The organism is Rhodococcus sp. IEGM1428 (assembly GCF_050321865.1).
Classification (GTDB): domain Bacteria; phylum Actinomycetota; class Actinomycetes; order Mycobacteriales; family Mycobacteriaceae; genus Rhodococcoides.
In genome coordinates this window covers 307112-333352 of the sequence record NZ_JBNQFW010000002.1, presented here as the reverse complement: position 1 = coordinate 333352, position 26241 = coordinate 307112, and the positions used below count along the sequence as shown (strand labels likewise).

12 protein-coding genes are annotated in these 26241 nt (G+C 65.5%); 4 read left to right on the top strand and 8 right to left on the bottom strand.

What is annotated here, in order from left to right; all coding sequences use genetic code 11:
* Positions 1-146 precede the first annotated feature (146 nt).
* Positions 147-818, bottom strand: coding sequence for an SDR family oxidoreductase (locus tag ACQR3T_RS10100; protein WP_428693301.1), 672 nt, complete (start codon positions 816-818; stop codon positions 147-149).
* A gap of 13 nt (positions 819-831) precedes the next feature.
* Positions 832-1347 carry a DinB family protein gene (locus tag ACQR3T_RS10095; RefSeq protein WP_428693300.1) on the bottom strand — a complete coding sequence of 172 codons (516 nt, stop codon included), beginning with the start codon at positions 1345-1347 and terminating at the stop codon, positions 832-834.
* A gap of 106 nt (positions 1348-1453) precedes the next feature.
* Here ACQR3T_RS10095 and ggh point away from each other — a divergent pair, with 106 nt between their 5' ends.
* A complete protein-coding gene (gene ggh / locus ACQR3T_RS10090; protein ID WP_032402738.1) occupies positions 1454-2791 on the top strand; it encodes a glucosylglycerate hydrolase in 1338 nt (445 codons plus the stop codon).
* 9 nt (positions 2792-2800) lie between these two features.
* Here the strand turns inward: ggh and ACQR3T_RS10085 are convergent, their stop codons facing one another.
* Positions 2801-3487 carry a thioesterase domain-containing protein gene (locus ACQR3T_RS10085; RefSeq protein WP_428693299.1) on the bottom strand — a complete coding sequence of 229 codons (687 nt, stop codon included), beginning with the start codon at positions 3485-3487 and terminating at the stop codon, positions 2801-2803.
* Positions 3488-3718: 231 nt separating this feature from the next.
* Between ACQR3T_RS10085 and ACQR3T_RS10080 the strand changes: the two genes are divergently transcribed.
* The gene (locus tag ACQR3T_RS10080) at positions 3719-4393 is read left to right on the top strand and encodes a glycoside hydrolase family 25 protein (RefSeq protein WP_428693903.1); all 675 of its coding nucleotides are present in this window, start codon (positions 3719-3721) and stop codon (positions 4391-4393) included.
* Here the strand turns inward: ACQR3T_RS10080 and ACQR3T_RS10075 are convergent.
* Positions 4348-5619 carry an MFS transporter gene (locus ACQR3T_RS10075; RefSeq protein ID WP_428693902.1) on the bottom strand — a complete coding sequence of 424 codons (1272 nt, stop codon included), beginning with the start codon at positions 5617-5619 and terminating at the stop codon, positions 4348-4350. The genes ACQR3T_RS10080 and ACQR3T_RS10075 overlap by 46 nt on opposite strands.
* Before the next feature lie 78 nt (positions 5620-5697).
* On the opposite strand from ACQR3T_RS10075, the gene ACQR3T_RS10070 reads away from it, so the two are divergent.
* The gene (locus ACQR3T_RS10070; RefSeq protein ID WP_428693298.1) at positions 5698-6243 is read left to right on the top strand and encodes a PadR family transcriptional regulator; all 546 of its coding nucleotides are present in this window, start codon (positions 5698-5700) and stop codon (positions 6241-6243) included.
* A gap of 14 nt (positions 6244-6257) precedes the next feature.
* A complete protein-coding gene (locus ACQR3T_RS10065; RefSeq protein ID WP_428693297.1) occupies positions 6258-6974 on the top strand; it encodes an alpha/beta hydrolase in 717 nt (238 codons plus the stop codon).
* A gap of 3 nt (positions 6975-6977) precedes the next feature.
* Here the strand turns inward: ACQR3T_RS10065 and ACQR3T_RS10060 are convergent, their stop codons facing one another.
* The 4 genes from ACQR3T_RS10060 to ACQR3T_RS10045 form a co-directional block, all read right to left on the bottom strand.
* Positions 6978-8012 carry an alpha/beta hydrolase gene (locus tag ACQR3T_RS10060; RefSeq protein ID WP_428693296.1) on the bottom strand — a complete coding sequence of 345 codons (1035 nt, stop codon included), beginning with the start codon at positions 8010-8012 and terminating at the stop codon, positions 6978-6980.
* On the bottom strand, positions 8009-22657 hold the full coding sequence (locus ACQR3T_RS10055; RefSeq protein WP_428693295.1) for an amino acid adenylation domain-containing protein: 14649 nt from the start codon (positions 22655-22657) through the stop codon (positions 8009-8011). The genes ACQR3T_RS10060 and ACQR3T_RS10055 overlap by 4 nt, the downstream gene beginning before the upstream one ends.
* Before the next feature lie 308 nt (positions 22658-22965).
* On the bottom strand, positions 22966-25017 hold the full coding sequence (locus ACQR3T_RS10050; RefSeq protein WP_428693294.1) for a PhoX family protein: 2052 nt from the start codon (positions 25015-25017) through the stop codon (positions 22966-22968).
* 72 nt (positions 25018-25089) lie between these two features.
* On the bottom strand, positions 25090-26202 hold the full coding sequence (locus ACQR3T_RS10045) for a beta-mannosidase (RefSeq protein WP_428693293.1): 1113 nt from the start codon (positions 26200-26202) through the stop codon (positions 25090-25092).
* Between the last annotated feature and the right edge of the window lie 39 nt (positions 26203-26241).

Genomic DNA, 26241 nt, shown 5'->3' with positions numbered 1-26241 from the left:
TGAACTGGCGTTTTGCTATAGACGGTGCGGAAAATGCAAATTACGTAGCCGATGCCCCGCGCAAGTTCATCCAACCAACGGACTACCAGTCCAACGCCAAACCCCTTGTCGTGAGCGGAAACTCGACCCCCACTACGAAGTTTCGCTCACCTGGTGCGAAGCACCACTTCCGTCGGGTGAGCATCCGCCGGCGTATCGATTGCATTGCGCACTGCGAGGGCAACGGTACTGGGCTGCAAGAACTTCGAGCCGTCGTACTCCCCACCCTCGTGCGCGACGATTTCCTGCTGCATTTCGGTGTCGATGCGGCCGGGATGCACGGAGGTCACTCGCAACGACGGTTCCTCCAGGCGTAATGCATCACCGAAGGCGCGAAGTGCGAACTTGCTCGCCGCGTAGGCGCCCCAACCCGGGTTGGCGCGAATGCCTGCTCCCGAATTGATCAGCACCACATGGCCTTTGGTGGCGCGCAGTGCAGGAAGCAGCAATCGAGTGAGTTCGACGACGGCGATGACGTTCACCTCGTACTGGCGACGCCACTCCTCCGCCGTCGACTCCTCGACCGTCCCGAGTGCTGCCACTCCGGCGTTGTGCACCAACACGTCCAGAGAATCGATGCTCGACGCGGCGGCCGCCACGGCGTCGGGATCGGTCAACTCCACCGGCCATGGGGTGGACCCGGCCAATTCCGACGCGATGGGCTCCAGCGACTCGGCCGATCGTCCCCCCAACAACACGTGGTGATCCGGAGCGAGCAGTCGAGCGATATGGGCCCCGAGGCCACGGCTTGCTCCGGTCACCAGTGCAGTACGAGTCATGCAATCAGGTTAACTAGAAGCTCATCCCCGCCTCGGAGGCCCAGGTCTGGGTGGTGTTCGCACCGTCGAGTTCTTCGCGAATGATGTCCGCGTGGCCGGCGTGCTGCGAGATTTCGCGCAGGATGTGCAGCACGGTGAATCGTGCAGTCTGCCAGATTCGTTCGGGTGCCCAGGGTGCTGTCGGGACCGGGACGGACAGGTTCAGATCCAACGTTGCGAGGGCATCGGTGGTGGACCGCGCCACCTCTTCCCATTCGGCAACCAGGCCTGCCACGGTTTCGTCCTCCGCCATCACGTACTCGCTGCCGGCGCTGGCCATGTCGAATTCGGCGGTCTCGTCCAGGTCCGCGATCACCTTCATCCAGTGCCGTTCGTTGCTGACAACGTGGTGCAGCAGCCCGCCCAGGGTCAGCTCGCTGACGGTCGTTCGGGTGCGTGCCTGCTCGTCGGTGATTCCGCGGACGGTGATGAGAAAGTTGGCGCGCTGTTCGGCGAGCATTTTCACGATGTCGGTGCTTTCGGTGGTCATCTTTTCCTCCTGGTCGCTGGTGAAATTCACACTAGGCTCGATAGCGGTCAGATTCGGTCCGCAATCCAAACGAGCGGAATTGCGCGTATGGACGCAAACTGTCTGCATGGGCGATCGAGGTTTCACTTCCACGCAGTTGGCGGCACGGGCGGCGTACCTGCTTCGAGGAAACGACCTGGGCACCATGACCAGCGCGGCCCCGAGGCTGTATCCGCACATGTGGAGCTGGGACGCGGCATTCGTCTCCGTCGGGCTGGCACCGCTGAGTGTCGAGCGTGCCGTGGTGGAAATGGACACGCTGCTCTCGGCGCAGTGGAAGAACGGGATGATCCCGCACATCGTCTTCGCCAACGGGGTCGACGGCTACTTTCCCGGTCCGGCGCGGTGGGCCACCGGTACCCTCGCCCCGCAGGCTCCGATGAACCCGCAGACCTCCGGCATCACCCAACCCCCGGTGCACGCGATTGCCGTGCAGCGCATCCTCGATCACTCCAAGCGCCACGGTCGGACCACGCGCGCCGTCGCCGAGGAGTTTCTCGATCGACGCTGGGGCGATCTGGTGCGGTGGCATCGTTGGCTCGCACAGGCTCGCGACGTCGACGACAACGGACGCATCGCGTTGTTCCACGGCTGGGAGTCGGGTATGGACAACTCGCCGCGCTGGGATTCGGCCTACGCCAATGTTGTTCCCGGAGAGATGGATCCGTACTTCAGGGAGGACAAGGCGGTCATCACCGACGCCTCTCAGCGGCCCAGCAACCTCGAGTACGACCGCTACATCTGGTTGGTGGAGGAGATGAAGCAGGTCGGGTACGACGACGACGCGTTGAAGACCAAAATGAGTTTCGCTGTCGAGGACGTGTTCGTCAGTGCCATCTTCGCAGTGGCATGCGACGTGCTCGCCACCATCGGGGAGGACCATTCGCGTCCGCGCTCCGACGTTCGCGAGTTGCGCTCGTGGGCCGAGAAGTTCCGCAAGGGCGTCGTCGCGACGACGGATGCGCGCTCCGGAGGGGCTCGCGACTTCGATCTGCGCACCGGCCAGTGGATCGGCACCGAGACCATCGCGATGTTCGCGCCGTTGTTGTGCGGTGGTCTGCCCCGTGAGCAGGAGCGCAATCTGCTTCGAATATTCGAGGGCACACGATTCTGCGGCCATCCGGATCTGCGGTACGCCGTCCCGCCGTCGACGTCGCCGGTGTCGAAGGACTTCCGCGCCCGTGAGTATTGGCGTGGACCGGTGTGGCCGGTGATGACGTGGTTGTTCTCGTGGGCGTTCGCGCGGCGCGGTTGGTCCGAGCGGTCACTGACCTTGCGGGACGAGGGATTGCGGCAGGCCAGCGACGGCAGTTTCGCCGAGTACTACGAGCCGTTCACCGGCAAGCCGCTCGGGAGTATGCAGCAATCGTGGACTGCGGCGGCCGTGCTGGACTGGCTGGGATAGAGCGAAAGCTCAGCTGAGGTAGCTGTCCACCAGCGGGCCGACGACGTCGAAGGAGGTGGCGTCGGGCACGAGGTACTTGGCGACGGTGCCGCACACGAAGGGATGCCATGCGGAACCGGAGTCGGTTCCCACGGACGAGACGGCGAGGATGTCGCCGAAGTAGATGCCGGGCAGGTGCCGCTGAACGAGCTCGTCGTTGTGCGAGGCGACGGCCAGCAACTCCTCGACGTGACTGCGATCGATCTCGTCGCCCATGGACGCGAGGAGATCCGCTCCCTCGGCGCGGGCCCGGACCGGGTCGCTGTCGAGCAGCGTCAGCGCGCCCACGGTGACGCCGCGGCTCTGTAGTTCGACGGCGATGGCGTGGGCGAGAACTCCGCCGAACGACATCCCCAGGAGGTGGACTGCACCGGCGGGCTGGACACGAACTATGTCGTCGGCGTAGGAGGCGGCCAATGCCGCGAGGGACTCGGAGCGTTCACCGGACGTCGGTACCTGGACGCCGTAGATGGGCCGGGCGTCGTCGACGTGAGTGGCCAGACCTGCGTAGCAATCGACCAGACCCACCAGCGGGTGGACGCAGAACACGGGATCGAGATGGCCGGTGGTTCGGATCGGCGCAATAGTGGGTACCGCATAGTTCGACGGGTCGAGCTCCGTGAGGGCCAGATGGGGAAGATCGTTCACGACAGTCATGGGTGCGCCTCCGAGCCAAGAGATGTAGTTCGTGTTTCCATAGGGTTTGTTCGTGCCGACTCTGGGTATGTCGCCGTCGGCAGCGTGAGTGTTACCCACGTCTCATTACCGTCGACTCAACCACGTCCGTGGACAGAACGCATTAGTGACTGTTCACCATTGAGTGCCCAGGTCCGGGCCCCTAGCCTCAGCCCGGTGGTCTTCTCTCGCACAGTTCGTGCACTCTTCGGAATCCTGTCTGTCGGCGTCATCACGTGTGCCGTGCCCGCGGTCGCCTCTGCCGTTCCGCAGGGACCGGACGTCTCGTCGTGGCAACACATCGACGGCACTGCCATCGATTGGCACACCGTCAAAGCCGCAGGCCACGGGTTCGCGATGGTCAAGGCGACCGAGGGTCTGGACTACGTCAACCCGTACTTCGTCGAGGATTCGATCGTCATGCGTACGGCGTCCGTGGCGCGTGGGGCGTACCACTACGCCGATGTGACTCTCTCCCCGGAACTGCAGGGCGCGTACTACTCCGCGCTGGTGCTGGGCATCAACGGCCCGGGCGATCTGCCGCCGGTACTCGACCTCGAAGACGCCAAAGGCAAGTCTCCTGCCGAGCTGATCGACTGGGCGCACCGATACCTCAACACCGTTCAGACGCTGACCGGACGTCAGCCGATCATCTACACGTATCCCAACTTCTGGCGGACGGCGATGGCCGACACCCACGAGTTCAACAACTACCCGCTGTGGATCGCCGACTACAACGACGAGCTGGGGCCCTTACCCGGCGGCTGGACCGAATGGCTGTTCTGGCAGTTCACCGACCGCGGCACGATCCCCGGAATCGACGGGCGCACCGACGTCAACCACTACGCGGGCACACCGGAATCGTTGAGGGCATTGGCTCGCTGGTGACGCCGTTCGACCTGCATGTCCCACAGCCACACCAGTAGGGCGAGGACGGCGAATCCGGCTCCGGCGACGCAGACGCCCGTCCACTCGAAGTGTTCCCAGGCCAGTGTGCCGACGGCAGAGCCGGCTGACGCGCCCACGAAGTACGTGGTCATGTACACGGAGTTGATGCGGGCGCGAGCGGCCGGATCCAGGGCGTAGACGACATTCTGATTGCTCACGTGCACGCCCTGCAAAGCCAGGTCGACGAGCACGAACGCGATCACGAACACCACCCAGTACTGCCCGCCGAGGGCGAACAACGGCCATACCGCGATCAGCAGCACGGCGCAGGCACCGCTGGCCCACTGGACCAGCCCGCGGTCTGCGAGTCTGCCTGCGACCGAGGCCATCAGAGCGCCTGCCACGCCGGTCAGTCCGATCAGACCGATCTGTGCGGCACTGAATCCGAACCGGTCGCCGGAGAGCAACAGCGTCATGCTGGCGAACACGGTGCTCACCGACGCGAAGGCCAAACCACCGAGCAGAGCGCGCGTGCGCAGCCGCGCGTGGGTGCGCACCAGCCGACCCATGGAGAACAGCGCCGAGCCATAGGTGACGTCCGCCGTGGCGGTGCGACGCGGCAGTACCCGCCACAGTCCGGCAGCGGAGATGAGCATCAGCACCGCGGCGAGCCGGTAGACGCCCTGCCAGCCGGTGACCGAGGACAGCAGTCCCGAGATGCTGCGAGCCAGCAGGATTCCCGTCAGCAGTCCGCCCATCACGATGCCGACGATGCGTCCGGACTGTTCCGGGTGTGCCATCGACGCGGCAAACGGAACGATGACCTGCGCGGCGACCGAGAACAAGCCCGCGACAGCGGTGCCGACCAGTAGCCACGACAGTCCCGGTGCGAAGCCGGTGACAGCCTGACCCGTTGCGGCGAGAACCATGAGGCCGACGCTGAGTTTCCGACGGTCCACCACATCGCCGAGAGGAACGAGCAGCAGCAGCCCCAGCGCGTACGAGATCTGTGCGACGGTCACCGAGACCGCGGCGGCCGATTCCGAGACACCGAACTCGGTGGCGATGAGATCGAGCAGTGGCTGGTTGAGGTAGTTACCGCCGGCGGAGAGTCCGGTGGCGACGGCCATCAGCGCAACGACGGGCGTGCTCACCCCGGTGCGCGAGGTAGTTACTGTGTTCACACAACAAGAATTCACGCATCCGATCGTGCTGTCCAAACCCATCCCGGTCGGAACATCGCCGAGTGAAGGACGGCGACGTGCCACTCTTGACATGTCGAAATTGGAATCTAAGCTTTCGGTATGTCGCTCCCGCACGCACTGCTCGGCCTTCTCGCCATCGAGTCGCGTAGCGGATACGACCTCACCGAAGCCCTGAGCGCAGAAGGAATAGGCAAACATGCCTGGACAGCCGGGCACACCAGCATCTATCCGGAGCTGAACCGCCTCGACGCTGCCGGTCACATCGAGGTGATCGAACGTGGAGCGCGGGGCAGGCGGACGTACTCCATCACCGAGGCCGGACGAGACGAACTCAGGCGGTGGCTGGTCGAGACCCCGATTCGCCCGGCTGTTGTGCGGAACGAAAATATCCTTCGGCTGTTCCTGCTGTCGGCTCTCGAGCCCCAGGACGCGGTCGACGTGCTGACGCAGATTCTCGAGCATGCGGAGTCGGAGGCGGCGGAGCTCCGCCGTGTACGGGAACCGAACCGCGATCTCGTCCCCGAAGGGCCCTCGGCGTTCGGGCATATCGCCGCGGAGTACGGAATCCGCGCAGACGACGCTCTGGCCGACTGGGCCCGCTGGGCGATCGACCATTTCCAGCGCACCATCGACGGAGGTAAGTGAACGGAGGTAAGTGAATGGAACCGCAGCCGTTCGTGCTTGCAACGCCCGACGCACTACGTCAATGCCACGATTCGTTCGACGTCTATCGGGCACCGAACAACGCACCCGGTGACGATGCACTTCGGCCCGCAGTCGTCTTCGTTCACGGCGGTCCGCGTCCGCCGGGCGTCGAATGGCGACCGCGAGATCAACCGGTCTTCGTCGGGTACGGATCCATCGCCGCGGCAGCAGGGGTCGTCGGTGTCGTACTCGAACATCACATGGCTTCGTTGGCCGAGTGTGCTGCAGCTGCCGATGAGATCGCCATCGGACTCGACGAGGTTCGACAACTCCCCGGAGTCGATCCGAATCGAGTTGCGCTGTGGTTCTTTTCCGGGAGCGGGTTGCTTGCTGCCGACTGGCTGAGAGACTCTCCGGCGTGGCTGACCTGCCTCGCATTGACATACCCGGTACTACAGAACCTCCCTGAATGGGGCGTCGAGCCGCGATTCGATCCCACTCTTGCCGTGTCGGATTCGGGCGAACTGCCGATTCTGCTCACGCGTGTGGGTCGCGATCGTCCTGAATTCGTCTCGGGGGTACACGCTTTTGTCGAGGCAGCCCACGGTGCGAACCTCGAGATCATCGAGGTACCAGACGGACGACACGGATTCGACATGCTCGATCACACCGACGAAGCACGCAGTGCGGTCACTCGAGCAATGACCTGGGTTCTCGCTCACGTGCGGTGATCGCTAGCTCAGCGACCGCTCCAGTGTCGGCCACGATGCCCTCAGTGCGTCCTGCCAGTACTGCCACGAATGAGTCCCGGCCGCAGGGAAATTCGTGGTGACGGGGATGCCCAGTTCGCCGAGTCGGTTCACCAGATTGTGAGCACAGGCGTTGGCTCCGGCCTCGATGAGACCACCGAGCACCACCTGGTCGGCCAGCGGCGGCGAACCGGCCGGGCGGACGTTGCCGGGCACCTCGTAGGGCCCGGGCAGCCCGCTGGCATTGGAGACGAACAGATCGAGTCCGCGGAGTTTCTCGGCGTTGACGAGTGGGTCGTGTTCCACCCAACGCGGATCACCGTCGGGTCCCCACATGTTGTCGGTGTTGCCGCCACCGCGTAGCTGTACCAACGCACGAATGAAGCTGCGAGTCACCGGATCACTGGTCTGCGCGCATCCGCTGTACGACGCCACGCCTCGGTACAGTCCGGGAGCCTGGATCGCGAGATCGAGCACCGATCCCGCTGACATCGAGAGCCCACCGATGGAATTGACGCCGTTGGCCCCCAACGCCTCGTCGAGCACCGGCGGTAGCTCGTGGGTGAGAAACGTCTGCCACTTGTTGCGACCGAGCTTCGGGTCGTCGCGCTCCCAATCGGTGTAATAGCTCAGGTACCCACCGACGGGCATGGCGACGTTGACGTTCTTGTCCGCGAAGAAGTCCACGATGTCGGTCTTGGCCAACCAGTTGGCACCGTCGACACCTGCGCCGGCACCGTTGAGCATGTACAGCGTCGGCCGCGGCACCGACGAGTCGGCGGGCCGGATCACCTGAATCTTGATGTCGGCGTTCATCGACGGCGAGTAGACGAGCACATCCGAACGGACGTCGTCGATCTTGTCGATTCCTCGGACGGTTCCCACCGGCCCTCGGTCCTGCTCGGCCGCAGGTGTCACCGGATCTGCCGTTGCTACCGCGGGCAGGCCGAACAGCAATCCGACTGCCAGTGTCATCACCGCGAGGCGGCGGACGGTGGCCGTCGGGAATGGAGCTTTCATCGATTCGTCATTTCTCTCTTCTCGGTGGAGCGAAGTTCGTGGGCGATCCGCGGACCGATGGCAGCGAGTGTGGCGGGTGCGCACATCTGCCAGTGCGTGGCCTGTGCGGAGACGACCGTGGTGGAACCCGCGACATGCGGATACCACTGTCCGACGCCGTCACCGTCGTCCAGTCCGGCCGCGACGTACAGGACATCACCCGGATAGACGCTCGGCCGATGTCGTTGCAGCAGTGCGTGATTGTGCTTCGCTGCGCCGATGAGTCGCTCGATGTCGGCGCGGCCGAGGATGCCACCGGTGTCGACGGAGTCGAGCAGTTCGCCTGCGGTGTCGAGAGAGACGACCTGACCGTCGGGCACCGCGAGATCGAGCCCGAGCCCCGACATCAGATCCGCCACCGGAATCGCCTCGGCCCACTCGCCCCGATCTCCGTGGTGGGCATCGAGCAGCGTCAGCGAGGCCACGGTTCGGCCGGACGCGGCCAACTGCGCCGCCATCTCGTGCGCGATGACGCCGCCCAGCGACCACCCGAGTAGGTGCACCGGGCCATCGGGTGCAACGCGGATGACCTCGTCGATGTAGCGAGAAGCCAACTGCGCCAGCGTGGTCGGCAGTTCCTTCGGTGTAGGAGTTTGCAGACCGTACAGTGGATTGTCGATGTAGCTACCCAATCCGGTGTAGCACCAAGACAATCCGAGGATCGGATGGATACCGAACAGTGGAGCGCCCTCGCCGGACTCCCGAAGCGGCAGCAGTACGGCCAGCTCCTCGGCGTCGACCGAATCGGACGAGATCCGCTCGGAGACTGCCGTCACCGATGCATCCATCAGTAGCGACTGCATGCCAATGTCGTAGGAGCGCGCTCGAAGCTCGCCGATGACACGCATCGCGGACAGTGAGCTGCCCCCGAGGTCGAAGAAGTTGTCGTCCAGTCCTATTCGTCGTGTCTCCAACACGGACTCGAAGGCCTCGACCACCGCGATCTCGGCCGCCGTCCGGGCGGGTCGGTAGCCGGTGGTACCGAACACCGGTGCCGGGAGCGCGGCGACATCGAGCTTCCCGGTTCCGGTGCGAGGAACCTGGTCGATGACCGTCACGGCAGACGGCACCATGTGCGCGGGCAGCAATCGTCGCGCATGCTCGCGGACGGCCTCGGGTGCCGCGGTGCCGGTGACGTACGAGACCAATGTCTGCTCCCCAGCGGGGCCCGGCACTGCGAGCGTCACCGCGACATCGACGTCGGTGTGCGTGGTCAGCGCAGCGTCGATCTCTCCCGGTTCGATGCGGAAGCCGCGAACCTTCACCTGCTGATCGGCGCGGCCGCTGTAGAGCAGTCGACCGTCGACGGTGCGCCGCACCAGGTCGCCGGTGCGGTACATCCGAGTTCCCGGGTTCAGTGGGTCGGCAACGAATCGTGTTGCGGTCAAGCCGGATCGGCGATGGTAGCCGCGTGCCACAGCGGGCCCGGCGACGTACAACTCTCCGCGCACTCCGACCGGCACGGGACGCAAACGCGCGTCGAGCACCATCGCGCGTAGCCCGTGCAGTGGCCGGCCCAGCGTGATCGGCTCGCCGGGGCGAACCTCACCGAGCGTCGAGATGTCGGTGGCCTCGGTGGGCCCGTACCCGTTGAGCATCAGCCGCCCTGGGCTCCACTTCGCCACCAGTTCGGCGCTGCACGCCTCACCACCGACGCACAGCACCTCGAGGCACCCGAGTCCCTCCGGATCGAGGGTCGACAGTGCCGAGGGCGTCATCAACGCATGGGTGATCTGCTCGTCGCGGATGAATGTGGCCAGCTCCGCGCCACCCAGAATTGCCGGCGGGGAGACGACGAGCGTCGCGGCGGCAGACAGTGCAGAGATCATCTCGCCGACGGCCATGTCGAAGCTCGGAGAAGTGTTGTGCAGGAACCGAGACGACGTTTCGACGCGATGCAGCTCCTTGCGGGACGCGGCCAGGTTCGCCAGTCCCCGGTGGCTCACCACGACGCCCTTCGGTCGGCCGGTGGAGCCGGAGGTGTAGATGACGTACGCGGCGGTGGAAGCCGACACCGGGCCGAACAGTTCGGCTGCTTCGATGGCCGACTCGGGTGCCAGGTCGAGCTCGGCGATCGTCGCGGGATCGTCGAGTTCCACCCACGGCACCTCCGACGGCAGGCCGCGTCGGGCCGTCGACGACGTCAACCCGAGCACGGCACCGGAATCGGCGATCATGTGCGCGATGCGCTCAGCAGGATAGGCGGGATCGACCGGTAGGTACGCCGCACCGGTTCGCGTGACGGCCCAGGTGCACAGAACCGATTCCGCCGATCGAGGGAGGGCGACGGCCACCACGGTCTCGGGACCGACCCCGTACCCCAGCAGAACGCGAGCCAACCGATTCGCGTACGCGTCCGCCTGGCGGTACGTGTAGTCGATCCCGTTCCAGCGCAGGGCAACTGCATCGGGTCGAGCAGCCACGGCATCGTCGATCAGTTGACCGAGGGTGCGGGCCGGGACGTCCACCGGGCCGATGAGCACGGCGTCCTGGCACGGGGCGAGATCTCCGATCGGTGCCGACGGATCGGCCAGTGCCGCGTCGAGCAGAGCGGTGAACTCGTCCATGAACCGCCCAGCGGTGGCCTCGTCGAACAGATCGGTTGCGTAGCGCAGCGATCCGCCCAGCCGGTCGGAATCGGTGACGGTCAATGCCAGATCGAAGCGAGTGACCTCCGATTCGTACGGGAACGGCGTGATCTCGAGCCCGGGCAATTGCATGTCATTTGGCCGCTCGGTCTCCAGTGCGATCAAGGCCTGGAACAGCGGGGAATGCGCGGTCGAGCGAGCCGGGGCCACCGCCTCGACCACTCGCTCGAACGGAACGTCGGAGTGTTCCATCGCGGCCAGATCGACGGTGCGGGTCTGCGCAACGAGTTCGGTGAACGATCGACTCGGGTCGACGTCGAGGCGCAACACGAGGGTGTTGACGAACATGCCGACAACGTCGTCCAGTGCACCCGATCCGCGGCCCGACACCGGGGTGCCGACAGGGATGTCGGTGCTTCCGGTCAGCCGGGCCAACAGCGCACCGTACGCCGCGTGCAGCACCATGAAGACCGAGGATCCGGTCGACCTCGCGAGTGAGCGCACGCCCGCAGTGGTCTGCTCGGAGAACGAGAACTGCACGGCGCGTCCACGTTTGGATGCCACCGCCGGCCGGGGTCGGTCGGTCGGAAGTTCGAGCACCGCGGGCAGGTCGGCCAATGTCTGCGTCCAGTACCGAATCTGTTGTGCCAGCACCGAAGTAGGGTCCTCGGCGCTGCCCAATGCCTGTCGCTGCCACACGGCGAAGTCGGCATACTGCACCGGAAGCGGAGTCCACTGCGGTGGAGTGCCGTGGGACCGCGCCCCGTAGGCCAGTGCGACGTCGCGTGCCAAGGGAGTCATCGACAGACCGTCGGCGCTGATGTGGTGCACGACCAGGACGAGAACGTGCGCGCTCGGCCCGGTCCGCAGCAACGCACCGCGCAACGGCACACCGTCGGTGACGTCGAATCCGCGGCCGATCACCGCAGCCACTCGGGCCAGCATCTCGCTGTCGTCGACGTCCACCGGGCACAGGTCGAGTGCCACGTTCCGGGCGATCACCTGTGCGGGATCCCCGTCGACCACTGGGAAGTAGGTTCGCAACGACTCGTGTCGGGCCAGCACATCGTCGACGGCGAGTTGCAACGCCTCGTGGTCGACGGTGCCGTTCAACTGCACTGCAAAGGCGATGTTGTACGCCGCCGACGTCGGATCGAACCGATTGAGCAACCACATTCGCATCTGCGCGAACGACAGTGGGACGACCGACGGCCGCGGACCGGCGACCAGACGCGGCAACGCTGAGCGCTCGGCGGAGTCGACCGCCACGGCCAACGACCGCACCGTCGTCGACTCGAACAGCGCGCGGACCGGCAGCGCGGTTCCTGCGGCGTCGTTGATGTGCGCGATCACCCGGGTGGCCGAGAGCGACGTACCGCCGAGGGCGAAGAAGTCGTCCCCGGCACCGACGGATGGCCCATCGAGGACCACGGCGAAGGCGTCGGCAACGATGCGCTCGGTGGCAGTCGCGGGCTCGACGAAGACCCGTGGCGAGACAGTCGGTGCCGGCAGTGCCGCCCGGTCGATCTTTCCCGGGCCGGTCCGCGGCAGAGCCTCCAGGATCATGATCGCCTGCGGCACCATGTGAGTGGGCAGGAAGCGGCGCGAGTGTTGTCGAATCAGCTCGGGGTCCAGCACCCGACCGACCGCGGGGACGACGTATCCGACCACCTGGGAACCGATCACGGCGCTCACCGACTGCGAGACGCCGTCGTAGGTGGTCAGTACCGCGTCGATCTCGCCGAGTTCGATCCGGAATCCGCGGACCTTCACCTGAGCGTCGCGTCGGCCGATGTACTCGTACCGGATTTTTGGACGGCGAACGAGGTCGCCGGTGCGATACAGCCTCCGGCCGCGGTGGTCGGCGACGAAACGTGTTGCTGTGAGACCGAATCGGCGGTGGTAGCCGCGTGCCAGGCCGTCTCCGGTGAGGTAGAGCTCCCCGATGGTTCCGGTGGGCACCGGATGCAGGCGGTCGTCGAGAATCACCGATTCGACGCCTCGAACCGGGCTCCCGATCGACACTGGAGCCCCTGGCTCGAGCGGTCCGTCGATCGTGGCGAAGATGGTGGTTTCGGTGGGTCCGTACCCGTTGAACATCCGCAGGCGTGCGGACCACGCGTCCGCGAGAGCTGGTGGGCAGGCCTCGCCGCCGACGACGATCGTGGTTGTCTCCGGAACATCGGCGGGGTCAACGGTGGCCAATGCTGCAGGGGTCACGAAGGCGTGGGTGACGCGTTGCAACGCTGCAGCGAGTTCGACCCCACCGAGTACGTCGGCGTCGGCGATCACCATCGCCGATCCCGCGCCGACGGCCAACAACAGTTCCAGCACCGAGGCATCGAAACTCGGTGATGCGAAATGCAGAGTGCGTGAGGAGTTGTCGAGTTCGAAGCGATCTACCAGGTCGGCCACCAGATTCACCAGTCCGCGGTGCGAGACGACGACCCCCTTCGGTTGCCCGGTGGTGCCCGAGGTGTAGATCATGTAGGCGGGATGATCCGATCGGAGCATCTCGGTTCGGTCCAGGTCGCCCACCGGCGTGCAGTCCGAGTCGACGTCGGCCGCATCGTCGATGGACATCCAGGTGGGTCCGTTCGGCAGAGATCCGAGATGCCGATCATCCGTGATCCCCAGTACCACAGCGGAATCTGCGAGCATGTACGCGAGGCGCTCCGCTGGATAGGTGGGGTCGATCGGAACGAACGCGGCGCCGGTCTTGGCCACGGCCCAGGTTGCGAGTATCGAGGACAGGCCGCGACGCAGTGCGACTGCCACGTACTGCTCCGGCCCGACGCCGCGTCGAATCAGCCTGCGCGACAGCACGGTCGCCGCGTCGTCGAGCTCGGAGTAGGTCCACCGGACTCCGCCTGCCTCGACGGCGAGAGCGCTGCCGCCTGCACTCATGACGGCCCCCGCCAGTAGATCCGGCAGGGTGCGATGAGCCAGCGCGGGCGCGCCCTGCAGCCGCTGTGGCTCATCGGCGAAGAGAACCGGAATGTCTCCGACCGGGAGATCGGGATCCGCGAGCGCCGCCGTGAGTATCGTGCGATACCGCTCGGCTGTCCCGGCCACGGTATCGGCATCGAATACATCTGTGGCATAGACGAACTCGATCGATGCGGTCTCAGGTGACGACCAGGAGGCTGCGTCCGATGAAAACGAGACGGTGACGTGCAGGTCGAACTTGGCCGCCACGTGCGCGGTATCGAGGGGGCGAACCGACAGGTTCGGCAGCTCCACCGCCGGTGGCGACGCATCCTCGATCGACAGCATCACCTGGAACAGCGGGTGATACGCCGTCGAACGTGGGGGTTGGAGGATCTCGACCAGTCGCTCGAAGGGGATGTCGGCGTTGGCGTAGGCGTCGAGATCACGCTCGCGCACCGCGCCCAGGACGTCGGTGAACGTGTCGGACGGCTCGATCTGCGAGCGTAACACCAGAGTTCCGACGAACATTCCGACGAGGTCGTCCAGTTCGCGTTGCCCGCGGCCGGCCACCGGAGTGCCGATGGTGATATCGCGGGCACCCGAAATGCGGGCGAGTGCCACGGCGAGTGCCGCGTGCGCGATCATGAACCGTGTCGTTCCGGTGCGTTCGGCCATCGAGGTCATTGCCGCGACGGTGCCCGGTTCCAGATCGATCGACAGTCGGCCCCCGCGATGGGACGCCACCGGGGGGTGGGGCCGATCGGTCGGCAACGCGAGTCGCTCGGGCACACCCTCCAGTGCGGCAGTCCAGTATCGGATCTGTTGGGACGCAATCGAATCAGGATCCTCCTCGGCACCGAGACGGCCCAGGGTCCACAGCGCGTAATCGGCGTACTGCACCGGCAGCGGCGTCCATTGCGGGGCGTGGCCGGCGGCACGGGATCCGTAGGCGATCATGACATCGCGAGCCAGTGGGTTCATCGACCACCCGTCGGCGGCGATGTGGTGCGCTACCACGACGAGTACGTGGTCCTCGTGCGACATTTCGAGTACCGCCACGCGCAGCGGCGGAGCAACGGTCACGTCGAATCCTCGCGCTGCAACTGCGTACAGGGCTCCGTCGAGCAGCGGCTCGGTGGTCCGGGCGACGGTGACGTCCGGGTACTGCGAGGTGACGACCTGTTGGGGCCCGTTCGGGCCGTCGGGGTAGACGGTACGCAGAATTTCGTGGCGTTCGACGACGTCGATCAGACCGGTGCGCAGTGCGTCGACGTCGAGGGCACCGACGACGCGGAAGGCGGCCGCGATGTTGTACGCCCCGGACGACGGATCGAATCGGTTGAGCAGCCACATCCGGTGCTGGGCCGGCGACAACGGAATCCGGTCCGGTCGAGGTCCGACGACGATGCCGTGGCTGCCGACGCCACGTCTCAGACGGGTCGCCAGCAGACGGACGGTCGGGGCCTCGAACAGGTCTCGGACGCCGAGGTCGGAGTCGAGTTCCGCATTGATCCGCGCGATCAGCTGGGTGGCGGTGAGCGAATCGCCACCGAGGGCGAACCACGACCGGGTGACGCTCACGCGCTCGGCGTCGAGCACGTCGGAAAAGATCAGTGCCACTGCCTCTTCGGACTCTCCCGACGGTGCCACGACACTCTCGGGCGACACCAGTGGGTCCGGAAGTGCGGTGCGGTCGAGCTTTCCGGTGATACCGAGCGGCATCGCGTCGAGCACGACGATGGTCGACGGCACCATGTAGTCGGGAAGGGTGCGTGCCGCGTGCGCCGTCACGGCTTCGGTGTCCGCGGTGCCCACGATGTAGGCGACGAGGCGGTCCGAGCGCACGACGGCAACGGCCGAGTGCACACCGTCGACCGCGAGCAGGGCCGATTCGACCTCGCCGAGCTCGAGACGCTGGCCACGGAGCTTGACTTGGAAGTCGTTGCGGCCCAGATATTGCAGAGATCCGTCCTCGGACCACCGAACGAGGTCGCCGGTGCGGTACAGCCGGCGTCCCGAGTCCGCGGCGACGAAGCGGGCGGCCGTCAGGTCCGGCCGCGCGGCGTAACCGCGGGCCAGCTGTACTCCGCCCAGATAGAGCTCGCCGGTGACGCCCACAGGCACGGGTGTCAACAGTGAATTCAGAACGTGGACGGTGGTGTTCCAGACCGGTGCGCCGATCGGGACAGGGCCTCCTTCGCCGGCTCGGGTGCGATGGTAGGTGACATCGACGGCAGCCTCGGTCGGTCCGTAGAGATTGTGCAGCTCGGCGTCGATTGCCCCGTGGTACCGGTCGACGATGGCCCGGGGCAACGCCTCACCGCTGGCGAATACCTGCCGCAGGGAGGTGCACTGCTCGGGAGTGCCGTACGTGAGAAACAACTCCAGCATGGAGGGTACGAAATGTATTGTTGTGACGCCATGTTCGCGTATCAGACCCGACAGATACATCGGGTCACGATGGCCGTCGGGTTCGGCGATGATCGTCGTGGCACCGACGAGAAGCGGCCAGAACAATTCCCACACCGAGACATCGAACGTGGCCGGAGTTTTGTGCAGCACGACGTCGTGGGGCGTCAGCGGATACTCGTGCTGCATCCACAGCAGCCGGTTGACGATCGCGCGGTGGGAGACCGTGACGCCCTTGGGCTTTCCTGTCGAGCCGGAGGTGAACAGAACGTAGACAGCGTGGTCCGGCAACAGCTCGGGCAGCGGATCGAGGGGCGCGGTGCTGAAGCCGCTCAGATCCATTGACTCGAGGTCGACCACGTCGACCGGAACATCCACCAGTGCACCGAGAATCAGCGACGGTGACGCGGTGGTGATCAGGTGTTCGATGCGGGTGCACGGCATCGACGGGTCGATGGGCAGGTAGGCACCGCCTGCAGCCACGACAGCGTGGACCGCGACGAGCTGATCGAGCGAGCGCGCCATCGCCACACCCACCACGTCGTCGGGTCCGATTCCGATACTGCGTAGGTAGCGAGCCAAGCACCGCACCCGGGCCCAGAAGTTCGCGTACGTCAGGCTCTTCCCCTCGAACACCGCTGCGGTCTCGGCAGCGTGTTCGTCCGCCGCGGCAGCGAGCAGGTCGACGAGGGTGAGCGCGGCCACCGGGTGCTCTGTGCGATTCCAGGCTGCTCGACGCGCATGCTCGTTCTCGGAGAGCAGGTCGAGTTGCGCTACCGGGCGCCGTGGATCGCCGGTGAGTCCGTTCAGGGCCCGGCGGAAGCGCTCGACGATCGACGCCGCTCGAGACGGATCGATGGTTCCGGCAGTATATTTCAGCGTCATGCGCACCGTCGGCTCGAGGACGGTGATCAGCGTCAGAGGATAGTGGGTGGCGTCGGTGACTCGCAGGTCACGCACCCTGAGCCCGGCGATGTCGGTGTGTTGATCGAGTGCCGAACGGTCCACTGGGTAGGACTCGAAGACGGTCAGCGTGTCGAATCCGGCGCCGGCACCCACTCGCGAGCGGACCTCGGGCAACCCCACGTGATGACTGTCCAGCAGGTCCACGCTCTGGGCCTGTACTCGGGTGAGCAGTGTTGCGACGGTGTCGTCTCGGTGCACACGAACCCGGACCGGGAGGGTGTTGATGAACAGCCCGAGCGTGTCCTCGACGCCGGTCAGATCGGCGGGCCTACCCGAGACGGTCGCACCGAACACGACGTCGTCGCGCCCGAGCTCGGCGGCGAGCACCAGAGCCCACGCTGCCTGCACGACGGTGTTGACGGTGACCGAGAGGTCCCGAGCGGCGGCTTCGAGGGCAATCACGGAGGCGTCGGCCAGGGGCACCGCCAGCTCGGCGGGTATCTCATGGTCCGCTCCGTGGCCGGGAGCGAGCAGTGACGGTTCTTCGACCCCCGCCAAGGCATCGGCCCACTTGTCCAGTGCACCGGTGTGATCGCGCTCGTCGAGCCACTTCACGTAGTCCCGGTACGTCCTGGCCGGAATCGGAATGGGACCGTCGGCGGCGTAGAGCACCAGCAGTTCCTTGACGAAGATCGGCATCGACCAGCCATCGAAGAGGATGTGGTGGTTGGTGACCACGAGCGATGCGCCGTCCTCGGTGTTGACCAGTACGAACCGCAGCAACGGTGGTGCGTCCAGGTCGAATCGCGTGGTGCGTTCGGCATGGGCAATGGTGGGCACTTCGGTGGTCTCGGCATCGATTGTGCGCCAGGGTAGTTCGGGATCGGTGAGGACCAGCGCCGCCGCGGTTCCCCGGTTGTCACGAACGAAGGCCGTGCGCAGGCTGTCGTGGCGGGCGAGCAGTCTGCGTGCCGCGCGCTGCAGTCGTGCCCCGTCGATCTCGCCCCCGAGCTCGAACACCAGCTGGGCGGTGTAGACGTCGACGTGCCCGCGGGTGAGCTCGGAGTGGAACATCAGTCCGTGCTGAAGCGGGGCCAGTGGCCAGATGTCGTCGAGTGCGCCGTGAGCGCCCTCCCATCGATCTATCTGGTTCTGATCGACATTCACCAGCGACACATCGCTCGGCGTCAGTCCACCCGCATCCGGTGCGGATGCATGCTCGGCCAGGCGGGCCAGCGCTGCCGTCCATCGATCGGCCAGCCTGTCGACCTCCGCGCGGTCGAGCACCCCACGGGGGAACGCGAACGTGGCCTGCAACCGATCGTTGAGGACCACCGCATTGATGTCGAGTGCGACCGTGACCGGCAGCCGATCACCACTCCCCGACCCGATGTCCATCGACGCGTCCGGGATCCAGCCCCGCCCGCGCAAGGCGTCGGGAATGTCGGTGGCGATGCGTCCCAGATAGTTGAAACAGATCTGCGGAGAATGGCTTTCGGCGAGGACGGCGCTGGTGTCGTCGTTCAGGTACCGCAGTAAGCCGAACCCCGAGCCCGCACCCGGTATTGCGCGGATCTGCTCCTTGATGCGCTTTACGGAATCGGAGGCCGACATCTCACCGGCCAGGACACGCTCGGTATCGATACCGTCCAGGCACAGGCGTACCGGATGGGAGGACGTGAACCAGCCGACCGTTCGAGACAGATCGGCACCGGGTACCAGATCCTCGTCGCGGCCGTGACTTTCGACCGACACCAGGAACGACGATGGACGCTCGGACCAGACGGCCAGCGCCAGTGCGGTGAGAAGGACATCGTCGACGGTGCCGCGGTAGACGCGCGTGAGCGGCCCGATCAGTGCCTCGGTGACCTCCGCGGTGAGCTCTACCGAGACCTGATCGCGGGTGGCACCGACGTCGATCGAAGGATCGAGTGGACGTCGACCGATGAGATCGTGCGGACCGTCGAGAAGCGCTGTCCAGCCGGCCAATTCCGGCTGCACCTGCGTAGCGACGTCACTCAACCCATGGGCCCACCGGCGCATCGAGGTGGCCACCGGTTGCAGCTGCACCTCGGCCTTCGACTGCACCTGATGCCACGCTGCGGCCAGGTCGGGAACCAGAATGCGCCACGACACGCCATCGATCACCAGGTGATGCGCGATGACGATGATGCGACCGATGCCATGGGTGTCGATGATCTCGGGGTGGCCGGTGTCGGGTGCCACCCAGACCACCTGCAGCACGACGCCCGCACGCGGTCGAAGGCGCGCAGCGAACACCCGAGCGGATTCGACCAGCACAGAGGTGAACTCGCGACTACCCGGCCTGCTCGTGGTGGACACGCGGGTGACGACAGTATCGAGATCCACACTGCCGGTCGGCCGGATCGTCAGGCCGTCGTCGGTCAGTATCGAGCGCAGTGCGTCGTGATGGTCGAGTATCGCGGCGACGGTCCGGCGTAGACCGTCCAGTTCGAGATCTGCAGGCGCGGTGAGTACGACGGTCTGGTGGAACGCGTCCATGCCGTCGGCCCGGGTCAGCGACCGAACCGTCTGATTCATGATGGGGGTCAACGGCATATCGCCGACGCCTACGCCCGGTAACTCGTCGAGTGTCACCTGATGCGCTACGTCCGTCGCGACCTCGGCCAACCCGGCGACTGTACGACGCTCGAAGACGTCACGAGCAGTGATCACCACTCCGAGCGACTTCACGCGAGCCACCAGCTGGATGGCGATGATGCTGTCTCCGCCGAGTGCGAAGAAGGATTCGTCCACACCCACCGAGTCTCGCTGCAACACAACGGCCATGGCGTCGGCAAGAATTCTCTCGACCGGTGTCGACGGGGCGCGGTAGGCCGTGGCGTCGGAGTCGAAGGTGGGTGGCGGGAGCGCGGATCGGTCTACTTTGCCGGTCGGGGTCAGGGGTATGGCGTCGAGTTCGACGAACACCCCGGGCACCATGTGAGTGGGCAGGGATCGAGAAGCGAAGGCACGCAGCGCCGTGTGATCGAGAGCGTCTGCCGGTTTGACGTACGACACCAGGATCGACGCCTCGCCGCGACGGTGCACCACCGACACCGCGAAGTCGACGGCCTCGAACTGCGATAGGACTGCATCGATTTCGCCGAGTTCGACGCGTTGGCCGTGGATCTGAACCTGGAAGTCGCTGCGGCCGACGAACTCGAGCTCGGCGGAGTCCAGCGGACCGGTCCACCGCACGATGTCTCCGGTGCGGTAGAGACGCCGTCCGTGACCGAAGGGGTCGGCAACGAAGCGCGCGGCCGACAGCCCGGTTCTGTGGTGGTAGCCGCGGGCGATGCCGGGGCCGCCGAGATAGAGCTCTCCCGCCGATCCGGGCGGCACGGGCTGCAGCCGGCGATCCAGCACGACTGCGTGTGAGCCCTGGACGGGACGGCCGATCGTGATGGCGCGGGGATCGGTCTGCGGCTGTGTCATCGTCACGACGATGGTGGTCTCGGTGGGTCCGTAGCTGTTGAACATCAATGCTTTCGTGCCGAACCGATCGACCAGGTCCGGCGGCATCACGTCTCCGCCGACGACAACGGCGTCGAGGTCGTCGAGCTCGGTGGCGTCGACGGTGGTGAGCAGCGCTGGTGCGCAGATGATGTGGGTGACGCGATGGTCACGAAGGAAATGAGTCAGTTCTGCACCGCCGATCACGGTGGGCGGGGCGACGATCATCGTCGCACCCGCACTGAATGCCTGGATCATCTCGAACAGGGACGCGTCGAAACTGGACGACGAGAAGCGCAGTAGTCGTGACGAGTAATTCACGCGCAGTTCTGGCCTGGCGTCCGAGGCGAACGTCGCCAAGCCGGCATGGGTGACCAGAACACCTTTCGGAGTGCCGGTGGAGCCGGAGGTGTAGATCATGTACGCGGCGTGGTCCTCGAGGAGGGTCGCGTGTCGATGCGCGTCGGTGATCGGCGCAGTAGATCTGCCCGCGCATTCCGCTCGAAAGTCTTCGTCCTCGAGGTCGAGCCAGCCAACTCGCTGCGGAAGTTGCTGTGAGAGCCCGTGTTCGCTGATCCCGATGGTTACCGCAGAGTCGACGAGCATGTGGGTGATGCGCTCGGGAGGGTAGCCGGGATCGATCGGAACGAACGTGGCACCGGACGCAGCGACGGCCCACAGCGCGACGATGGAGGCGATCCCGCGAGGTAGTGCGACGGCGACCCCGCTGCCCGGCCCGGCTCCGCGCTCGATCAGGGCACGTGCAATCGCGTTGGCGCGTTCGTCGAGTTCGCGGTAGGTCAGCTTTTCGGCACCGAACTCGACTGCGATGTTGTCGGCCGCAGTGTCCACGCCGCGGCGCAGCAAGTCTGGAAAGAGTGCGGGCACAACTGCATCGGGCCCGACGAGCGGGACGAGGGTCGATCGCTCGGCGGCGTCGAGCACATCGAGTTCGAGAATCCGTGTGTCGGAGTCGGCCGTGAGGAAGCGCTCGAACAATGTCAGGAAGCGACGATGCAGGTCGGTGAACTGTTCGGCTCCGTAGATGTTGGGGTTGCCCTCGAACTCCAAACGGGAGCGTGTTCCGTCCGACGCCGGGTAGATGTTGATCGAGAGATCCTCCACCGGTCCGGTGGAGAGCACGTTGAACTCGCCGGTGAGCGGGCCGAACGTCACCTCGGTCTCGTAAGCCATGATGTTGATCGCCGGGCCGAAGAATCCGCGAGTCTCACTGCCTGCGCCGGCATCGCGGCGGATGTCCTCGGCTCGATAGCGCTGGTGTCGCAGCGCACCGGTCAGTTCCAACTGCACGTCTTCGACCAACGCCGACAGCGTGCACTGCGGGCCGATGCGTACCCGGACGGGCAGCACGTTGGAGACCATGCCACCGGAACGTCGCAGCAGGGCCGTCGTGCGGCCGGCAACCGGCAGGCTCAGCACCACGTCGTCGGTGCCTGTCATGCGAGCCAGAAAGGTCGCCACGGCGGCGATGGCGAGCGGCGCGAAGGCGGAGTCGAGTCGGTTCGAGGCGCTGTCCAGTACCCGCTCGATCGTCTCCGGCAGGTACCCGCCGCGCACGTGTGCCCTGGCCGCGGGCGGCGCGAGAGCGCCGGTGATGGACGGCGGCGGGGGCAGATCGGTCGTCTTGCTCTGCCAGTACCGACGATCCTTGGCGAAGCGGGGGGACTGCCGATACTGCGCCTCGGCGGCGTAGACCTCCCCGAGCGAGCCCGCCCGGGACGGTGCGGGCTCGCGGCCCTCGCTGACGTCGGTGTAGATCGACGCGACGCGACGCATGAACTGAACGGCGCCGTAACCGTCGAGCACGATGTGATGGACGTGGGAGTACCAGAACGTGCGGTCGTCGGAGATGCGGAGCATCGCGCCCTTGAGCAGGCGACCGTTCGTCAGATCGACAGCGGTGCCGTACGAGGTACGCATCCACTCACGCGCCGCATTCTCCGGATCGGATTCCTGGCGGAAATCCACTGTCTCCGAATCGTCGCCTTGCTCGACGTCGATGTATTGGTGGGGTTCTCCGTCCTTCTTGAGCAAACGCAGAGATCCGACTCCGAACTCTCGCGCTGTGCGGCGGCAGGCATAACGCATCAGATCGAGATCGACGGCACCGTGAATATCGAGGTAATTGGCGATAGTGATCGGAACATTACTCAACAAATGTTGAGCAAACCATAAACCGCGTTGGGCGGCGGTGAGAGGAAAAGGTCGGGTGTCTTCTATGGACGTCCGATCCAGTTCTTCTTCCCGAATCGTCAGTGAATCAACAGATTCCAATGACTCGCCTCTTCGCGCACATAAGGGAGCAGTTACCGGCACGCCGTCGTGCGATGAAAGGAAATCGACGTTGCCCCGAAACGTCCTCCATTGCGCGCACAGCGCGAATGGAGTTCCAGCTACCGGCCTATCGACGTAGGTTTACACATCCGTTACCAACGGGTCAACCATCTTTGGCGCATCGCCGTAGACCTTGTGAATTCACAGAATCCCCGTCGGGCATTCGATGACACCTAACAACACCGAAAGGCACTTACAGCCGACTTTTGCCGACTATAAGTGCCCCGGTTCAGGCGAAACAGATACGGCTAAGCCGATTTCCAGACTGCGACGACGGACGGTCGCGGTTGGGTGTCACCGCCGTCGGGCCAATGCGAAATCGGCGCGTCGGCGGTGGCGTCGTCGCTCTCGCCGGGGTGCTGCACACACACCATGACACGCTCGTCGGTGACGATCGGACCGCAGGTCTCGCCGCCGGCGGGGACCGTCAGGAACTGCCGGGTCTCGCCGCGACGTTCGCCGTCGAGCACGACGGCGAACAGGCCGTCGTTGGAGTCGAGGGCATTGCCGTCGGTGGAGACCCACAGGTTGCCCTTGGCGTCGAACGCGAGGTTGTCGGGGCACGAGATGGGGCTGACCTGGCTCTTGTCGAAGCCGCCGAAGTAGGTGTCGGCCTCGTTGGGGTCACCGCAGACCAACAGCAGATTCCAGGTGAAGGACGTGCCCGCGTGGTCGTCGTCGAGCTCGAGTACCTGACCGTTCTTGTTGGTGTTGCGGGGGTTGGCCTCGTCGGCCGCAGCCTTGCCTTCGGTGCCGCGGTTGGAGTTGTTCGTCAGCGCAACGTAGACCTTGCCCGTCACCGGGTTGGGCTCGAAGTCCTCGGGACGGTCCATCTTGGTTGCGCCCACCTTGTCGCCTGCCTGACGGGTGAACACCGCGACCTCCTCGGCCGACATACCGTCGACGAGGGATGTGCCGCGGCCGTCCTCGCCGGTTTCGAGCAGCGGGATCCACGTACCGGTGCCACGGAATTCGCCGTTGGACGGTAGAGTGCCGGATCCGTCGATCTCGTCGGGAGTATCCCCGGTGAGGGTGGCGACGTACAGCGTGCCCGCGTCGAGCAGCGTCAGGTTGTTGCGCATCGCGGCCTGGCCGGTGCCGGGCATCATCTTTCGGCTGGAGACGAACTTGTACATGTAGTCGAAGCGCTCGTCGTCGCCGCTGTACGCGACCACGGTGCCGTCATCGGTGACGTGGATCGTCGCGGCCTCGTGCTTGAAGCGGCCGAGGGCGGTGTGCTTGATGGGAGTCGACTGCGGGTCCCAGGGATTCACCTCGACGATGTACCCGAAGCGGTTCACCTCGTTCGGCTCCTGCGCCAGGTCGAAGCGCTTGTCGAAGCGCTCCCACTTGCGGTCGCTCGCGGCACCCTCGACGCCGTAGCGCGAGAGCCGTTCGGCCACAACGGGATCGGTGACCGACTCGGCATTGCCGAAGTACTGGTTGAAGTTCTCTTCGCCGGAGAGCACGGTTCCCCACGGTGTCAGGCCGCCCGAGCAGTTGTTGAACGTGCCGAACACCTTGGTGCCGGTGGGGTCGACGCTCGTCTTGAGGAAGTTGCTACCCGCGGCGGGGCCGGTGACGACGAATTCGGTGGTGCCGGTGATGCGGCGGTTGTATTGCCCCATGGCCGGGGTCAGCTTGCCGGTGCCCGACTCGCCCTGCACCTGTACCACCGAAAGTCCGTGTGCGGCAAGGGCGACGTCGAACTGCTCCCGGGTGGGGTTCTCCGCGTCGTAGCCCTTGAACATGGCCGGCTCGGTGCTGTACTCGTGGTTGACCACCAGCAGGTGCGCGTTCGGTGTGCCCTCGATCGGCAGAAGGCCGGCGAAGTCGTTGTTGAAGCCGAACTGCTTCTCCTGCGCGGCGGCCGTCTGGTTGTCGAAGTCGAACGCCGGTGCGCCTGCCACGACCGCGTCACCCCAGCGGATGACGATGCCCTGTTCGTAGCCCTCGGGTACCACTACGGCGTCCTCGGTGTTCGGTTCCACCGCAACAAAATCCACGCCGTCGACCGGAGGGGTGTCGGTGCCCGAGGTGGTGGAGGTTCCGGTGGCCGCCGGCTCGTCGGTGGAGCACGCCGCCAGAGCACTGCCCGCGCCCACGGCGAGTACCGCCATCGCTCCTCCCTTGATGACGCCACGCCGGGACATCGCGGTCTTGACGATGTCGCCGAAGTACTCGCCCTTCGACGTATTGGGAATCTCGTGGAAGCACGCATCACCGCACTTGTACTTGCACGTCAATGATGAGCGCTTGGAGCTTCCGTCGTGAACGGCGAACAAGGGTAGTGGCTTCATGTCACGGCACGCTGTCACCCAAAAGCGAAAGTAAAGGAACGTTCAGATGAAGTTGGGGATAACGAGGCTGCCCTAAGACCCGATGGTCTGCCACAGTGGATCGTTCGGACCGATGTCGTAGGTGCACACGGTGGCTCGTGGGTCCGGCACGAAGGCCCACAGCAGCGCACCCGCAGTTCCTGCGGCCCGTTGACCGGCGATCTTGGTGGCGATACTGGTTGCGCGAGCCCCGATATCGCCACACGAACCGGCAAGTTGGCCGATCTCGCCCACCAACAGAGGCTTGCCGACCGAGGCGGTCTGAGTGATCCGCCGCTGCAAACCGTTCCACTGATCTCCGGGCAGCGGCACACCGTCGGCACCGTAATCGTGATACTGCAACACGTCGACGAAGGGCGACTGGGCGAGGTACTCGTACTCGTCCCCCTGGCTTCCGCACTGTCCACCGCCGGTGAGACCGGCGGTGATCAGTGTGCGGGCATCGACCGAGCGCAGTTGCTGCCCCGCGGTGTCGAAGAAGGATCGCAGAACCTGGGCTGCGTCGGCGGTGCAGGTTCGGGTGGTCCAGGAGCATGCCGCGTCGGTGCACGAGCTGGTCTCCGGCTCACCGACCAATTCCCAGGCCGCCAGCGCGGGTGAATCCTTCCACCGATTCACGGCGGTGAGCATCCATTGCTGGAAGCTGGTCACGGCGGTTGTGCCCGGGACGGCAGGGGGCGTCGTCCAACCGTCGACGTACCACTGCTTGCCTTTGAACACGTTTCCTTCACAGGCCCCGTCCTGAGGCGAGAGAACCGGTACGAGCAGCTGACCGTGTGCCTCGGCCGCAGCGAAGACCGCGTCCATGGGACGAAAGTCGAGTGTGCCGGTGAATCGGTTGATTGCCAGGGCCTGGAATGCGTCGAATCGCGTCAGGGAATGCGGAGGCAATGCGCTGAAGTAGCCGTCCAGGTCGACCATTGCTCCGCAGCCCGCGTTGACCGACCAATCGGTCGCAAGCTGGTAGGCGTTGAATCCGGTCGGCCACCAGGGATTCCCGTCGAGCGCGAGACCGTCGGCGTTCGCTGTGACTCGGGCACCGGGGTTGGGGGCTGCTGCGGCGTCGGCCGCGTCGGCACTCAACATGAGAGACAGCACCATTGCGGTGGCGAGTGCGCACCGTGAAAGCATCGAGACGATCCGCATCGGCGTAATGTTAGACGGCTCCTGCCGATTTACGAATTT